This window comes from Longimonas haloalkaliphila, assembly GCF_055379825.1.
This window is the reverse complement of sequence record NZ_AP043948.1, coordinates 189133-205227: the sequence shown is the minus strand read 5'-3', so window position 1 is coordinate 205227 and position 16095 is coordinate 189133. Positions and strand designations below refer to the sequence as shown.

General features: G+C 59.2%; 13 protein-coding genes. 5 read left to right on the top strand and 8 right to left on the bottom strand.

Going from position 1 to position 16095, the window contains the following annotated elements; genetic code table 11:
* Positions 1 to 132: 132 nt before the first annotated feature.
* The 3 genes from ACZ48V_RS00775 to ACZ48V_RS00765 all read left to right on the top strand — a co-directional run bounded on the left by ACZ48V_RS00775 (position 133) and on the right by ACZ48V_RS00765 (position 2791).
* Positions 133 to 882, top strand: a complete 750-nt coding sequence (locus ACZ48V_RS00775; RefSeq protein WP_464540708.1) for a hypothetical protein — start codon at positions 133 to 135, stop codon at positions 880 to 882.
* A 37-nt stretch (positions 883 to 919) separates the two neighbouring features.
* On the top strand, positions 920 to 2077 hold the full coding sequence (gene lepB, locus ACZ48V_RS00770) for a signal peptidase I (RefSeq protein ID WP_464540706.1): 1158 nt from the start codon (positions 920 to 922) through the stop codon (positions 2075 to 2077).
* A gap of 93 nt (positions 2078 to 2170) precedes the next feature.
* On the top strand, positions 2171 to 2791 hold the full coding sequence (locus ACZ48V_RS00765) for a peroxiredoxin family protein (RefSeq protein WP_464540704.1): 621 nt from the start codon (positions 2171 to 2173) through the stop codon (positions 2789 to 2791).
* Positions 2792 to 2863: 72 nt separating this feature from the next.
* Here the strand turns inward: ACZ48V_RS00765 and ACZ48V_RS00760 are convergent, their stop codons facing one another.
* From ACZ48V_RS00760 to ACZ48V_RS00750, 3 genes are all read right to left on the bottom strand, one after another.
* Positions 2864 to 3310 carry an SRPBCC family protein gene (locus ACZ48V_RS00760; protein WP_464540702.1) on the bottom strand — a complete coding sequence of 149 codons (447 nt, stop codon included), beginning with the start codon at positions 3308 to 3310 and terminating at the stop codon, positions 2864 to 2866.
* A 91-nt stretch (positions 3311 to 3401) separates the two neighbouring features.
* Positions 3402 to 3992: a hypothetical protein gene (locus ACZ48V_RS00755; protein WP_464540701.1), complete on the bottom strand. Its 591-nt coding sequence runs from the start codon at positions 3990 to 3992 to the stop codon at positions 3402 to 3404.
* Positions 3993 to 4252: 260 nt separating this feature from the next.
* Positions 4253 to 4792: a hypothetical protein gene (locus ACZ48V_RS00750; protein ID WP_464540699.1), complete on the bottom strand. Its 540-nt coding sequence runs from the start codon at positions 4790 to 4792 to the stop codon at positions 4253 to 4255.
* A 323-nt stretch (positions 4793 to 5115) separates the two neighbouring features.
* Here ACZ48V_RS00750 and ACZ48V_RS00745 point away from each other — a divergent pair, with 323 nt between their 5' ends.
* Together ACZ48V_RS00745 and ACZ48V_RS00740 are read left to right on the top strand one after the other, a co-directional pair.
* Positions 5116 to 6678 carry a glycosyltransferase gene (locus ACZ48V_RS00745; RefSeq protein ID WP_464540697.1) on the top strand — a complete coding sequence of 521 codons (1563 nt, stop codon included), beginning with the start codon at positions 5116 to 5118 and terminating at the stop codon, positions 6676 to 6678.
* A gap of 83 nt (positions 6679 to 6761) precedes the next feature.
* On the top strand, positions 6762 to 7712 hold the full coding sequence (locus tag ACZ48V_RS00740; protein ID WP_464540695.1) for a hypothetical protein: 951 nt from the start codon (positions 6762 to 6764) through the stop codon (positions 7710 to 7712).
* Between the two features lie 36 nt (positions 7713 to 7748).
* Here the strand turns inward: ACZ48V_RS00740 and ACZ48V_RS00735 are convergent, their stop codons facing one another.
* From ACZ48V_RS00735 to ACZ48V_RS00715, 5 genes are all read right to left on the bottom strand, one after another.
* Positions 7749 to 9725 (bottom strand): hypothetical protein, encoded by a 1977-nt coding sequence (locus ACZ48V_RS00735; RefSeq protein ID WP_464540693.1) that lies wholly within the window; start codon positions 9723 to 9725, stop codon positions 7749 to 7751.
* A gap of 121 nt (positions 9726 to 9846) precedes the next feature.
* Positions 9847 to 11073, bottom strand: a complete 1227-nt coding sequence (locus ACZ48V_RS00730; RefSeq protein WP_464540691.1) for a glycosyltransferase family 4 protein — start codon at positions 11071 to 11073, stop codon at positions 9847 to 9849.
* Between the two features lie 165 nt (positions 11074 to 11238).
* Positions 11239 to 12525 carry a bifunctional folylpolyglutamate synthase/dihydrofolate synthase gene (locus ACZ48V_RS00725; protein WP_464540689.1) on the bottom strand — a complete coding sequence of 429 codons (1287 nt, stop codon included), beginning with the start codon at positions 12523 to 12525 and terminating at the stop codon, positions 11239 to 11241.
* The gene (gene tsaE / locus ACZ48V_RS00720; protein WP_464540688.1) at positions 12522 to 12986 is read right to left on the bottom strand and encodes a tRNA (adenosine(37)-N6)-threonylcarbamoyltransferase complex ATPase subunit type 1 TsaE; all 465 of its coding nucleotides are present in this window, start codon (positions 12984 to 12986) and stop codon (positions 12522 to 12524) included. Before tsaE ends, ACZ48V_RS00725 begins: the two co-directional genes overlap by 4 nt.
* A 19-nt stretch (positions 12987 to 13005) precedes the next feature.
* Positions 13006 to 15600 (bottom strand): bifunctional aspartate kinase/diaminopimelate decarboxylase, encoded by a 2595-nt coding sequence (locus tag ACZ48V_RS00715; RefSeq protein WP_464540686.1) that lies wholly within the window; start codon positions 15598 to 15600, stop codon positions 13006 to 13008.
* Positions 15601 to 16095: the final 495 nt, after the last annotated feature.

Below are 16095 nucleotides of genomic sequence, written 5' to 3'. Positions count from 1 at the left end.
AGGGATTGCAGGGTTCAGGTGTAGTAAGAGATGCGAAGTTTTTTTCTACGGGTGTGCATAGCCTGGCTGCTTGAGCGCCTCCACTCAAGCTGGATGTCCGTATCCCATAACGGTTCTGCCAGGCTGCAGATAATGCTTGCCGGTGCCGTGCTGTGCGCTATGGTGCATGTGCCCACGACCGCGGCGCAGAGTCTGATTGAACGCTACAAGCAGACGCGCCAGATGCAGCTGCTGGATCAGCTCTACCCGACGTCGCCGCTGCAGCCTCCGCAGAGCCGACCGTATCAGCATATCGCTACAGCCCTCGACTCGCTGTTCGAAGAGGCTGGCGCTCCCGTGCATGAAGCCCCTCAGTTTGCGGTTAAGCGGATGCGTACAGCACATCGCTTCGAGAAAGGCTGGCTGCAAGAGACATTTTCTGATACGGAGTGGTCGTTTTTCGGCCCGCAGCCACAGCGTACGCTGCTTGACACGACGCGAACGGTAGACCTGCGTGCTCGCATGCAGGCTCACTTTGGGGCGCCTACCTACGTGCTGGCCGACGACCTGCAGCCCAACCGAGAGGACTTCGACCAGTTTGCCTACTGGTTTGTGGTAAACGACTCAATTCCTGTTGTTGTGAGTGATGCCGACGGGCCTCGCAACCGGGGGGTCATTGTAGCGACCGAGCGCCGTTGGCGATCTGCTCTCCCCGAGGTGCGTGAAGCGGTGCTGCAGCCGATTCGCGAAACCCCCGACCGGGCTCCTTACGTTGACTATTTCTACGACCGCGTAGACCGTCGCTGGTATCGTGCTGGATATGACGGGACCCAGTTTTTCCTGGAGCCTGTATCTCGCCGAGCGCTTACTCCCGGACGGCGCCCATCACCCCGCACGCCGTAGCGGTCGTTTCGCATCCTTCTGATTTCTCTCCTGTGCTGTGGCTGACCGGTCTTCCTCTCGTTCGCGTAGGCGCAACGACGCCCCCTCTCAAAAAAGCGAGTTTCGCCAATGGATTGAGGCGATCGTTGTCGCCGTTGTAATCGTGCTGATCATCCGCACGTTCTTCTTTGATCTGTTTCGCATCCCTACGCCCTCAATGGAGCGCAACCTGCTCGTGGGGGACTACCTGTTCGTGTCGAAGCTGCACTACGGCACCCGCCTGCCGATGACGCCCCTGGCGGTGCCGTTTGGAAGTGCCTTCCGCGACGACCTCTATCTCGACGCGCCACAGATTCCCTACACCCGTCTTCCTGGCTTCTCGTCGATCGCGCGAGGCGATGCGGTTGTGTTCAACCTCCCGCCCGACGACGGCCCTATTGACCGTAAGATGCACTACATCAAGCGTGTCATTGGGATGCCTGGCGAAACGCTCCAGATTACGGACAAGGTGGTCACGGTCGACGGGAACCGTCTGCCGCTGGGGGAAGGCATGCAGTACTTCTGGACGGTACGCAAGTCCGATGCCCGGTACCAGGTGTCACGCAGCGAGCTTGAAGACCTCGCTATATCAGCTTGGCGCGAAAACCCGGATGGCGAGATGGCACGCACGCTCGCTACCGCACGTGCTGCACTGGAGGTGCGCAACTGGTCGTGGGTTGAAGACGTAGAGCCGCTCGTGCTGCGCAATACCAACTACGACTCCGTGCTTTATCCGCCCAACCAGGGGTTCACGCCCGATAATTACGGACCGCTTATCATCCCGGCTGCAGGAAAAACGGTCACGCTAAACGATGAAACATGGCCTGTGTATGAACCCGTCATTACGCGTTTTGAGGGGCGGTCGGCGCGGGTGATGACCGACTCAACGTATGCTATCGACGGCGAGGAGACAACCACGTATACGTTTGAGCAAGACTACTACTTCATGCTCGGCGATAACCGCGACGATTCAGAAGACAGTCGCTTCTGGGGGTTCGTTCCCGAGGATCATATTGTAGGAAAAGCCCTGTTCACGTACTTCTCCTGGGATGCAGAGGCCTTTCGTCCGCGTTTTAACCGGGTTCTACGGCCCATTCAAGATGGAGCCGTATTTACTGACACGCCGATCCTGGAAGACGGAAACCTGGTCGAGGCGGCTGCCACGGACGGCGAGTAAGACGCGCAATCAGCATACTCGCTGGCACGCATCAGGATACAGTGCGTTGGACATGCTTGGATATGTACCGTTGGCTAACCCTTTTTGCTAATCATGCCGAACATACCGTCACCTCCAACACCGCCTGAGTCGTCTGCATCATCGGGTAGCGTTGCTTCACGGATTGTTGCAAAAGTGAGCAGCTTTATTGGCCGGTTCTGGGTTGTCGCGCTCATTATTGGCGTTACGTGGTACCTGGTACAGGGAATGGGAGCACCCGTCGAACTCCCGGAAGATGTGCGCTCAGCCCCCGACTTCGCACTTGAGTCGCTGGATGGCAGTAGAGTACAGCTTTCTGATTATCGCGATAACGTTGTGGTCTTGAGTTTGTGGGCAACTTGGTGCGCTACGTGCCAGCAGCAAACCCCCGGCTTTGTTCAGGTGCAGGAAGAGTACGAAGAGAAGGGCGTTCAGTTTATTGGGCTCTCGGTTGATCAGGGAGGGCTTGAAGATGTGCGCACCTTTGTCGAGCAGCGCCAACCCGTCAACTACCCCATGGTGAATAGTCCGCGGGTTGCCTCGCAGAAGTACGGAACGACCCGAGGCATACCACGCACATTTGTTATCGATACAGATGGAATGATCCGATACGAGCACACGGGCCTGTTTATGACAGGAGAACTCAAACCGGTGCTCGATGCGGTGCTAAACGAAAACCAGGAGGCTTCTCTTTAAGATCAGAATATCGGCAATCGTGTCGAGCTGCAGGCGTTCAGGTAAGAGAAATAAGAGGAGAGCAAGATGTGCTTATGATGAGACGTGTTGTGCCTCCATGTGGTCTTTGAGGTTTGCCAGCAGTGTCTTCACCTCACGCTCGTTGTAGCGTTTGGCAACAGCCTCGGCAGCCTTTTTGAGAACAGGCACGGGGATGTCGTACTTTGCCTCGTAGACGACGCGGGTGCCGTTATTTTGCTCCTTAAAGGACCAGGCGATCTGCCCTTCAAGCCCGCCTTCCATCTCGAATTCGACATGTGAAGGCGGGTCGTACGCCGTTGCACGCACCTCACCCTTGAAGCGTATCCCCAGGAAGCTATACACATATGAGGCATGCGATCCGCCATTGGGGAGGCGCTCAATCAAGGTGGACTCTATCAGGCTGGGGGTGATGTCAGCCTGATGAGATGGCTCGTCCATGTAAGCAAATACGTCTTCAAGCGGAGCACCGATGTCAATCTGATCACGAACGTATACCATGGTGTTCGGTCGGGCTTTGTTTGATTGCAGGCCATCAGATAGAGAACAACGAGCGTCTGAAGAAAAAGAGCCGCTCAACAGGGAGCCCCCGCTACCGTGTTTCCTCGTCGCGTACGACGTCGAACATAGACGCGCCATCATTGCGACTTCGAGACCCGTGAGGGGCTTCAGGAGACGCTTTTGATGTCTCGTTTCCTGCTTTCGATGCTCCGTTAGGTCTGTTTTTTTGCTTGTTCAGCGCGCGCATCGCGTGGTTCATTAGCGCTTCGGTGTCGAGATCGTCGGCAGAGAGTGTGCCGGCGTCTCTTTCGCGCGAGCCATCTCCGGTAGAAGTAGGAGTGCCGTTGTCACTATGCAGATCGTTCAGGCGCTCCTTCAGCTTGCGGAGGCGATCGGCTGCAGTTTCTCCAGTAGCGTTTTCGTCGGCATCCGCAGAATCCGTCTCACGGGTAGCTGCTTTTGGAGAAGAGGAACGATCTTGCCCGGACGCTTGCATCGTTTCTTGTTCAGGGTGCCGGTGCGTATCGATAAGGCGCGCAATCACCTCATCAATCGAACAATCTTGCAGCGTTGCCTGTCGGGCCAGCCATGACCAGAGCCGCTTCGGAAGGGTCAGGTCGCGTGTCTCAAGAGCATTTAGAGGCGATGTAGCGTCGCGAGAACCAGGTGAAACGTTGGACATGGCAGGGTAGTGCTGATCAAGAGTAGCAGACAGTCCATACAGGATGCTACTCACGTGCTGTGCAAGTGAATACCTGTATGCACTATGTGATAGTCTCAACACAGCTCAGGTGTTTGTACCAATGTATCAACGAGCAGGAATGCCGGGTAACACAGAGGTAACGATGTGTGGTGTGAGGACTGCGGCCTGGTCCTTCGTCTTTGCGATGCTGCTTCAGGGGGCTATTCCTAACTATACGTAGTTGTATTGCGCAATAAGTGCTATGGCTGAAGATGAGGCGGTGGGGTTGTAGGGGCCGGCCGTGCATGCCAGCGTCCTTCAATCGTAAACACGGGATCGTCACCTTCTTTAGCCATCTCAGCATACACATGACCGGCTACGTCTGTGTCGGTAAGATGCTCAACGGTAACGGTGCCCGACTCAGCCTCGAAGGCTCCGTGCACCGGATGCTGCATGAAGATGATAGCGCCTGCAGGCAAACTCGCATTCTCTGCGTCCGGGCTTTCCTTATCTGTTGCAGGAGTCCGGTCAGCCCATTCGGCGGGCAAGATCGCATACTCTGTACGCTCCGAGAACGGACGGGTCCAGTAGAACGACCATCCGGTAGACCGGGCGTCGAGCTCAATGCCCGGTGTAGCACTGTTTATTTCGCGAACGTACGCATCCCCCCGAACGGTGTCGCTGATGAGTCCGTCCATGACAAGAACAAAGGTGCCCCGCTCTACATCGTCGTAAATATCATTTTCGGAACAGGCGGTCATTAGCAGCGCAAAGAACAGCGCAAACAGTACGCCGGACATTCTCACAGGCAGGGATCTACGGCGCGGCGCGTAGACGGAAGAGACAGACGAGTGCAGGTCGTTTTTCCTGTTGATCTGCGTGGAGTCGTGGGTATCTGTAAACATTCGTTTAGTGCGTGTAGAGATCAAGATAGAACCACCGGGGAGCGTCGTTGCACTCGTGCCTATGCACAGGGTTCAGAGCTCAAAACCGGCGCTTTCAATAGAGACATGATGGTGCTGTAACGCCCCATGCTGCTCCGTTACAAAAAAGATGGGCGTGAATCCGTTCGAGCACTTCTGCGTGCATGAGCGTCCCGCATTCTGAAGGAAAGTCATGTTATATGATAGGGGTTGACGTTCTTGCTATTCTCGTGGCGGTAGGCTACACCGCCAGTCTGCTGGTACTTACGGTGTATGGACTGCACTGGGGGTGGTGGGCATGGATGCGCAGGCAATATGCTGTAACCGGCTCTGATGCCCCGTCTTCCTGGCCAGTGGTTACCGTGCAGATTCCGCTCTACAACGAGCCCGAGGTGGCGGCGCGAGTAATCGATGCCTGTGCACAGTTAGATTATCCCGCCGACCGGCTTCACATCCAAGTCCTCGACGACTCAACCGACTCCACGTCTACACAGGTTGCAGAGCGGGTAGCATACTGGAGGCAGCGAGACCGGTCTATTGCTCACATCCAGCGCGACCATCGTGCCGGATACAAAGCAGGCGCCCTGGCCCACGGTCTTGACCACACCGAGGCGCCTCTCGTTGCGATCTTCGACGCAGACTTCGTACCGCCCGCCAACTTTCTGCGAGCGATGGTTCCGCATCTCGCAGGTCCGGAGGTCGGCATGGTGCAGGCACGGTGGGCTCACCGCAACACCCGGTCGAACTGGTGCACGTGGTGCCAGGCTGTGGGACTGAACGCACACTTCGGACTCGAACAGGCCGGACGCCATGCTGGGGCGTTCTTCATGCACTTTAACGGTACGGCAGGCGTCTGGAAACGCAGATGCATCGAAGAAGCAGGCGGATGGCAGTCCGATACGCTCACCGAAGACCTGGATCTGAGCTATCGTGCGCAGCTTTCTGGTTGGAAGCTGGTGTATGTAGACGACGTTTCGGTTCCTGCTGATCTACCAGACACGGTGGCTGCATGGCGTACGCAGCAGTTTCGCTGGACGAAAGGGGCTATCGAGACAGCACGCAAGCTTCTGGGCCCGCTCTGGCGGTCAGATGAGCGGATGCGTGCGAAGGTGGCCGGGACCCTGCATCTGCTGGCGCATCTCGCGTTTCCTGCGATCATAGGGGCAGCACTATTACACGCTCCGCTTCTGGTAGCCGCTGCGTACAGCAACGCAATTCCCTCAGCCTTGCTGCATGTGCTCACGGCTGGGGTGTCAGGGTTCGTTGCTTTTGCCGGGGCCGTCTGGGTAGCACAGCGGGCTGCGGGATGGTCGGTAGGAGACATTGTGCGCGGGCTACCTGCTTTCTTTCTTGGATCGATGGGGCTGGCCGTAAACAATACAAAAGCGGTATACGCTGCGCTACGGGGCAGAGCCATTCCATTCCGCCGTACCCCAAAAGGAGCGAAGACACAGGCGGCCCATGCAACGTCATTTACCACGCGTGCTGCAGAGGCGCTGCTCGGAGGGTACTGCGCATTGGGCGTAGGAGCATTGTGGATGCATCAGGTCTGGATTGCTCTCCCGTTTCAGGGGGCCCTCGCAGCCAGCTTCCTCCTGATGGCTCTCACTGATTGGTGGCAGCACGCCAAAAAGCACCAATCGGGGATGTCTCAGCCAGATGGCATACATCTTGAAGCTAAGCAAAACGGGGTGGGACCCGCTATCCCCGGTTATGACGATGTTGCGGCGCGCCGATGCGAAGAGGATGCAAACCCTGTCTGAGCTCTTTCAAAACAGCGGTACGCGTCGTACGTTGAGGGACTGTCTATCCTGTTATTCCTTTGTTACCGGCGACACCCCCGTATATGGCTGTATCCGTCATCCAAGATGCGCTGCACCTGTTGCGCGACGGCGCGTCTTCTACTGCTATTGAGCGTCTGGAAGCCGCTGTTACTGAGACGCCTGCCTATGCAGCAGCATATGTCCTACTGGCACGAGCCTACGAAGGGCAAAGTCAGTGGCGGCTGGCGCGCACAGCCTGGAACCAGGCACACGTGCTGGTGCCTCATAGCGCCACTGTGAAAGAAGGGCGGCGGCGCGTCTGGAAGCAGCTACAAGACCTGCAAAAGAAAGAGCGTTCCTCTGCTGTCCAGCACAACAGTCACGATAAGGGAGCCGCAGTCAGAGTTAGTCAAAACAGCGCGTCTGAAGACAACACACAGACCGAGGCCAGCCCTGTCTCATCGGAAAATGAGCGCGCAGCAGCGCCAGCGCCGAGATATGATGCAGAGAAGGCCGCTCAATCTCTTGAAGAGAACCGGGCTCAGGCACGCTCAGATCGTGAAGGTGAGCCCGAAGCAGCGGATCCGGAGGCGCGCTTGCCTTCCATCTCGTTCGACGACGGCCCGAGTGACCTGGAGGCATTGCGAGCCCAGACCAATCAGGCGGTAGAGCAGCAAAAATCCACATCGTCCTACTCCTTTGAGCCTGATGGAGAGCCCAAGCACTCCCTCGACGAGACCGATGCAGACCTGGACCGTTTGATTGAAGACCTGCAGGCGGCTCGCATCCCTACCGAGCCAGACATCGACGACGTACCTACCCCTGATCTCGACGACGATATCGAGGACATGGTGTCGGAGACGCTTGCGCGCATCTATGCGTCGCAGCAAAACTACCATGAGGCCGCTCGCATCTATATCCAGTTGGCTTCGCAAGAGCCCGATCGTTCTTCAGAGCTCCTGAAACAGGCGACGCTCATGCGGCAGAAAGCGGCTGCACAAGAAGGGGGCGACAGGCACGACGATGCTGGATAGAGGTGCTGCATCCTACGATACGTGGTACAGGCTTTATTACGAGGAAGAGGACACTTCAGAAGGGGCGTTGTGCGAGCCGTCGCCTGTCGATCCTGGCGACGTTCCAGAGCGACCGTCGCCCATTTGCTCTGTGGCTTTGGGAGCGTGAAGCTGAACCGGGGCGGCCGGGTGCAGATCAAGTTCGAAGAGGCGACAGCTTATCCCGACGTACACACAGCGTTTAACCAGAGCACGCTGTGTTGACGTAGAGGTAGAGGAGGCCGGAACGATAAGCTCTTCCACGTCATGCATCTCTATCAGGTCGTGGAGCTCTCTGGGAGTCCCCAGAATTGCGGTGCCCTGCACCCGCAGGCCAACGCGCTCTGTTTCGTTATCGACAAACCCGACGACCGTGCGTTCAAGCGATGGCTCTTCGCGGATATGACGCAGCGCGAGTACGCTGGGGCTTCCGCTCCCATAGATGAGCACGCGCCGTCCGTTTGAGCGTTGCGCCGCGATATACTGTCGCAGGCCGCGAAACCCAAACCGGATGCCAGCAATAGCTGCCGTTGCGATCATCCAATCAAGGACGACGATTGCGGGAGAGAGGTGCTCTCCGAATCCGGCTATCCATGCGGCCGAGACAACAGCGGCTGATGCAACGCCCGATCCTGCAACCAGCCGAAGAAACTCAGAGGTGCCTGCGTGGCGCCAGATGCCGTGGTAGAGGCCAAAGGCATAGAAGACGATTACTTTGATTGCCATAACTGCAGGCAGGGCCTGCAGCATGAGCCGGTCGTAGGGGGCCGGCGGAGCGCCATCGTAGCGCAGGTGAAAGGCGAGAACGAGAGCGGCGCCCACAAGCAGCAGGTCGGCGATTGTGCCGATAAGAGACTTCCAGTAGGGGCCGCCAGCAATGGCCTGCATGACTGCGCCGAACTTCTGCGTTGCCGTCTTGCGCTCAACGCGCAGCGGAATGTCGATGCGCGGGTAGTGTGTTGCCCCGGCCAGGTAGAGTCCGAGAATGGCACAGACGCTGATTCCGAAAAGAAGCAGCGCGATAAAGAGCGGGGTAGACGCCCAGTACGTGGCAATGGCAACCGCTCCGAAAAGAGCAGAGAGGCCCCAGAGCAAGACAACAGCCTGCCGTTCAGAGAGTCCCAACAGCACCAGTCGGTGCATGGTATGGTCGGTTCCTCCTTCTGTGACTGGGCGGCTGTTCAGGATGCGGGTGATGGTGACAAAGGTGGTGTCAAAGATCGGCACAGCCAGGACCATGACGGGGATAAGCGTAGCCGCTACGGGCTGGCCCTGTCCCTGCACCGTAAGGGCAATCGTGGCCAGGGTAAAGCCCAGCAGTAGGCTGCCGCAGTCGCCCATAAAGATGCGGGCCGGCTTGAAGTTAAAAGCGAGAAAGCCCAGTGTGGCCCCCGTAACGGCGAGCGATACAGCAGCAACGCCATAGAGTCCGGCAAGCCAGGCAATAGTAGCAAGCGCCGTCGTGGCAATGGCAGTGAGCCCTGCAGCCAGACCATCCATGCCATCAATGAGATTGACCGCGTTGGTAATCCCAACGACCCAGAGAAAGGTAAGGGGGATGTGTATCCAGAACGGCGCGCCCCGCCAGAACGCATAGCCGGCATAGATGAGAAGCGCAGTAGCTACGATTTGAACAACGACCTTGCTCTCAGGGCGGATGTCAAGCGCATCATCAGCAAGCCCAGACGCGAAAACGAGCCCGATGGCAAGCCACACGGGCCAGCTGTAGACGTCAAAGAGTCCAGCAAAGCTTAGTCCGCCTACGAACGCTGCGAAGATGGCGGTGCCGCCCATCAGGGCAACGGGGGTAGAATGCCAGCGCTCGTCGCCTGGCCAGTCAATCCATCCTGCGGTGCGCGCGCTCCATATGACAGCAGGCGTGACGACAAGAGCGAGGAGAAACGATGTAACGAGGCTGTAGAAAAGTGAACTCAACGCATCAAACTCTGCCAGCGCGGCGAGTGAAAAAAAGGGAGGAAAAAGGAGCGCATGCATATAAAGCACAGAGCGATGTTAGAAGGCCGTGCAGGCAGCCCGTATAGGGGGCAGGCAGAACTGCGGAATGTTAGGAGGCCGGCGTAATGAACCGGGACGTACGGTATGGTTCGAAGTACAGTTATGAGGCGATGTAGTGGGGGTGGGCACGCATACACGTATGAAGCATGCGATTGAACGCAGTAGCAGCACGCGCATCGGCATCAGTTACGGCAGCGCGAGCGCGCTGTCCGGCAGCGCGGCGGTGGGCGTCGTCGTCTGCCCATGAGGCGAGCGTATGGGTCAGCTGCTTTCCTGTAGGGGTAGGCAGAACCGATCCGCAATCGTTTTCGCGCAATACGCGTGCCGCCTCGCTCTCCTCAGGCCCGAGAAAGAGAGCTGGACGACCAGCGGCCATCACGCCATACAGTTTGCTGGGCACGACCAGCCCTTCCAGTGAGGGTCGCATGGTAACCAGATGAATGTCGGCAGCACTCAGGCTATGTGCAAGGGTTTCAAACGGTTGGTATGGAAAAAAGCGGACGTTATCCAGTCCGCGTTCTGCGGCCAGGGTCTGCAGGCGCGCTTTACGCGGCCCTTCTCCGACGAAGACGAGCACGGCACGGGGCACCTGGTCATGCAGGTAGGTAGCTGAACGCAACACAGCATCAAAGGGGTGTGCCAGTCCCATATTGCCAGAGTACATGACCACAAAACGGTCTTGTAGTCCGTGCTCTTTGCGAAAGCTGTTCTCGCTGTGCGGAATGGGTCGGACGGTCTCCGGGGGCCAGTTTGGAACCACACGGATATTCTGTTTCGGATACCCACGGGCGGCAATGCGCTCCTGCATGCAGCGACCCACCGTAACAACACGGGTGTGCCGGTGCAGCGCCCAGCTCGACACGCGGCGTAACAGGCGAGCCAGGAGCCCGTTTTGCGAGAGCACGCCAAGCTTCTCGGCTACTTCCGGGTAGACATCCTGCGCCCAGTGGATGGCGGGCACGTTCCAGTACCGCCCCAGAAGCGCACTTACGACAAGCTGTAGTGGCGGGTCGGTTTTTGAAACTACGACGTCGGGGCGGGGAAGTCGGAGCGCACGAGCCAGGAAAGCAGGATAGAGCGAGGCATAGGCAAGCGCACGCCGCAGCGTGCTGGCTCGCGTAAAGGCAAGTGCTGCTACCCGTTCAACGGCTACCCCATTGCGCACAGCCGAAGCCGGTTCGCCGTCAGCCGGGCCGGCCAGTACAGTAACGCGCCAGCCATGGCTAATCAGGCGTTCGGCAAGCTCGGCAAGAATGGCACCAGTGGCTCCCGTGTTTGGGGGATAGACCCGGTTGATGAACAGCACATGTGGTCGAGAGTCGCTCAAAAGAGAAGCCATTCGCTATGAGAGAAGAGCATACGTACCTTTTACGTTGCATATGCCTCTACAGAGTACGCCTAACATAAGATGCGAAAAGAGAAGATGAAAGAAAATGACGATGCGAAAAAGCGCTTTCGTCACAAAATGTTCTTTTTTTGGGGCTTCATGGTGCTATGTGGGGCGGATGCGAGCAGGTAATCCCGCAACGGTGTAGTGAGAGCCCACCACGAAGAGTATGTCTTCGGGAGAGGCCCCTTGCTCAAACGCGGCGATGTGGTCGGCGAGAGAGGCGGGAGGCAGGGCAGGCCACCCGTAGTCTGCGAGGGCATGCGCCAGGTGGTCGCCGGGCAGCGCCCGGTCGCTGGCGACCTCGACGGGCCATACGGCATCGACCCGGTGCGACTTGAGCACATCGAGCAGTTCGCCAAGTGGTTTGTCCTGCATCACGCCAAGCGCAACAATGCACCGGCCCGGACACGAGGGAAGCGATGCGCAGGCGGCTTCGAGACCGGCCGGGTTGTGGGCTACGTCGATCCAGATAGGGGGATGCGTGCCGATGCGCTCCATGCGACCATGTAAGCCCGCATAGGCACGAACAGCGCTCAGTCCACGGGTAACGGCGTCGGAGGTGAGGCGAACGTGCGAATGAAGCTCAAGCGCACGCACAGCGCAGGCCGCATTCTGTTTCTGATGAGCACCTGTGAGATCAAGATCGAGGTTCGTGTAGCAAGCACGGGGCGTAATGAGCGTGTCGCCGGAGGTACGTTGAGCATCGTGCCAGCGCGTCGTGCGTGCGGTCGGGTGCAGTTGGGCGTGCTGCGCGCGAACGAGTTCCTGTATGGCTGCTTCGGCTTCGCTCGGCAGGGGCCCAATAACGACGGGTTGATCCGGCCGGATGATGCCGCCTTTTTCGCGGGCAATCGCGGCGTGCGTATCCCCCAGTAACGCGGTGTGCTCCAGTGCAATCGACGTAATTACGGCCACCTCGGCGTGTACGATATTGGTGGCATCGAGGCGGCCGCCCAGTCCTACCTCTACGACAGCGAGGTCGACATTCTCGCGGGTAAAGTACTGCAGGCTGAGGGCTACGGTTGCTTCGAAGAAGCTGGGCGCGATGCGTTCGAATGCAGGCTGTGCATCCGAAACCATGCCGCGGAGCGTGTCTTCAGGAATTGGGGCGCCGTCGATGCGCATGCGCTCGGTAACCGACCACAGGTGGGGCGACGTGTGCAGGCCGACCCGGTGGCCAGCAGCTTGCGCGATGGCAGCGCTCATGGCTGCGGTGGAGCCTTTGCCGTTAGTGCCGGCAATATGAAGCGTGGGGAGGCTGTCGACTGGAATGGTTAGCGCTTCGATGAGCGCATGCATCCGGTCGAGGCCGGGTTTGTAGCTGCTGTCAGCGGTGCCCGCATACCGGGGCAGTGCGTGCAGCACATCGAGAGGGTCGGTAGCAGTCATGGTTCGCTCAGGCGCGTGATGCGGCGTGTGGTGCGGCTCTCGTGCGTCAGCGAGAGGTGGATCGCGGTATCAGGAAGCAGGTCGCCCATGCGGCTGGGCCACTCGACGCAACAGACCCCGTCGCCGTACAGGTAGGTGTCGTATCCCAGTTCGTACAGCTCGGCAGGGTCGTTGAGCCGATAGGCATCGATATGGTACAGGGGGAGGCGGCCCCCCTCGTGCGTATGTACCAGCGTAAATGTGGGACTGCGAATGGTAGCCGGGTCGTAGCCCAGCCCGGCCCCGATTCCTTTCACCAGATGCGTTTTGCCAGCGCCCAGGTCGCCGTGCAGTGCAAACACATCACCAGCGTTGGCACGGTCGGCGAGCTGCTCTCCCAGCGCATGGGTGGCCTCGGGCGAGGTGCTCTGCAGGGGAAGCAGATCGGACCAGCGGTCGGTGGTTGCAGGGGGCTTGTTCATCGTGCAAGCTTATCCATCATCAGGCGGGATCGATCAGATGCTCGTTGGGGCGCGAGCGCAGGTTGTAGGTGTTTGACATGGCCGCGCCGTAGGCACCGGTTGTTGCAATGAGTACCACGTCGCCCGGTTCGGTAGCGGGGAGCCGGCGGCTGTATCCGAGCACATCGCCGCTTTCGCAGATCGGGCCGACTACGTTGACGGTTTCCGCTTTGGGCTGGTCGAGCTTTGTCAGGTTCACGATCTCGTGGTAGGCCCCATAGAGCGCCGGACGCATGAGCGTGTGCATGCCGGCGTCGAGTCCGATGTACGTGACTTCGCCCTTCTTCTTGGTCTGCGTGACGCGTGCAACGAGTGCGCCGGCTTCGGCTGCGAGAAAGCGGCCGGGCTCCATCCACAGGGCGTACTGAGGATGCGATTGCTTAAATGCCAGGAGCTGCTCATCGAGCGCGTCAAGGGGCAGGCGGTCGCCGTTGGGGCGCTCCGGGACGCCCAGTCCGCCCCCTACGTTGATGACCTCCACGTCGGGGAAGTCGGCAGCCAGCGAGCCCAGAAACTCAGCGATCTCAGCCCAGGGTTCAGCGCGGGTGATGCCGCTCCCGACGTGCACGTGCAACCCCTGGACGCGAACGTTGTGCTCGTCGGCGAGGGCACGGGCATGTGGCAGCTCATCGGGCACGATTCCAAACTTCGACTGCGCGCCGGCTGTGCGCACGTGGCGATGGTGGCCGTGGCCGCGTCCGGGATCGATGCGCAGGAAGAGCGTTTTCCCCGCAAACACCTCAGGGTGTGCTTCAAGCGGCTGCACGTTATCGAGCGTGACGCGTACGCCGCGCTCGAAGGCGTGGCGATACTCGCTGAGTGCGGCAAAGTTGGGCTGGAAGAGCACGCGCTGCGGATCTACGTCGGGGACGGCCTCAAAGACGCGCTCGACCTCACCGGGCGAAACGCACTCGAAGCCAAGTCCTTCGCGGTAGACACAGCGCAGTACATCGGGGTGCGGGTTGGCTTTTACGGCGTAGTACGGCTGGTCGACGGCATCCAGCTTCATAAGCTGCTGCGCCCGGGTGCGTAGTGTGGGGGCGTGGTAGACGTATCCGGGTGTTTCGGTGGTGTCGGCAATATGTATCAGCGCGTCGCGTTCTGACTGCCACCATAGCGGCGTGGCCTGCGCCTCGGGCTCGGTGGTGTCGAAGAGCTCGGCCCACGACGGTCCGAAGAGCTCGTCGGCAGGGCGGGCGCTGAAGCGCTCGGCGTGAAGTTCGCGCACCAGGCGGGGGGCCTGTTCCGCATCCACGACAAAGCTGAAGTTGAGGTCGCTCGCCGCCTGCGATACGAGGTAGATGTTCTGTTCGTCGAATACTTCCAGGGCCGGACCGAGGTCGCTGAGCAGCGCCCGGATGTGCCGCCCTACAAGACTCACTACCGCGCAGGGCCCGATGACCCGTGCGTTGCAGAAGGCGTTTAGGTCGCGCACTACCTGATCGATGGTATCGGGTTCGAGAGCATTGGCTACGGGATCGAGCGTAACGGTGACGTTGGCCTCAGACGTGGCGACCATGTCGATGGAGACCCCGTTGTGCTTGAAGACGCTGAACACATCAGCGAGGAATCCAACCTGCTGCCACATCCCAAGCGTTTCCATAGAGATAGCCGTCACGTTGCTCTTGGCCGAGATGGCTTTCACCTGGGGCCCATAGTCGGGCACATCGTCGCGGATGACGGTGCCCTGCATATCGGGAGCGTCGGTGCAGCACACGTGCAAGGGAATCTGGTGCGTGCGGACCGGGTCGATGCAGCGCGGGTGCAGCACGGAAGCCCCCATCGTGGCGAGCTCTTGCGCTTCGTTGTACGTGAGCTGCTTTAGCAGGCGCGCCGACGGGATGTCGTGCGGGTTTGCCGTGAAAAGCCCCGGCACGTCAGTCCATATCTCAAGGCGCTCGGCTTCGAGCTTGGCGGCGAAGTAGGCGGCCGAGGTGTCGGATCCGCCCCGCCCAAGCAGCACTGTCTCGCCGATCTCGTTGCCTGCGATGAAGCCCTGGGTGAGTACAGCTGTGCTCTCGGCATCGTGCAGATGGTCCTGCAGGATCGGGTCGGGGTAGAACCCGCAGGTGGCCGACAGGTAGCGGCGGGCAGGATTGAGGTGGGCCTTGCGCTCAGAGCGCAAGACCTCGCGTGCATCCACCCAGCGCGTGCTGATGCCTCGTGCGTTCAAGAAGGCGGCTCCGAGTCGGGTAGAAAGCAACTCCCCCTGCGCCATGAGTGCCGCCTGCTGACGCGGAGATGGCGTCTGGTCGGGCAGTTCATGTACGAGCCCTTCGACGCGTGTGAGGGCTTCATCCAGGGCTGTTGTGTCTACACCGAGATCGCGCGCCAGGTCAAGGTGCTGTTTGCGAATCGCGCTGAGATGCTCGGTGCGTTCGGCCGGTGCAGAGGTATGCAGAATAGCATCAAGGCGGTCGGATATGCCGCTGAGGGCACTGCAGACCAGCATAGGACGGGCACCCTGCTCTATATGCTGTTCAGTGAGTGCGGCGATGGTGTCCCAGCGCGCGCGAGTCGACACGCTGGTGCCACCAAACTTACAGACGACCCAAGAGGATTCGGAAGCAGACATACATTGAAAAAGGATTGTGCACGATACAATACAGCTGCCGACACGTACCGTTAGGCTGCCGCTGGGTTCGTTGGCGGTAGCATCATTGCTGATTCCGTATCATTGCGCAGCCGAGCCGTGTTGTATGGAATGACGCTCGCGCGGCATGCATCCACCGGCCATGTCAGATCCGGATGTAGCACTTCGGTATCGATCCTCCACGAGGCACTGGATTTGGGATAGAAAGAGATGAGTAGGTCGATGGATGTTTTCCGCGCTCACACTACTATACGTTCATTACACCATCATGCACTTGTACGTCAACAAAGCATGCGGAGCTGGTGTTACTGGTCTGCTTCTACCTTTGTGTTGTTGACCATGTAGACGTCGCATTCAGGTAGACCTCGTAGGCGTCTGCATCCAAGGATTCAAAGGAGGGAAGCGAAACGCATCCTGGTACTACAAGCGCCGCAGCCACCACGACACTGCTCCAGATGAAGCGCCTCATAAGCGAAG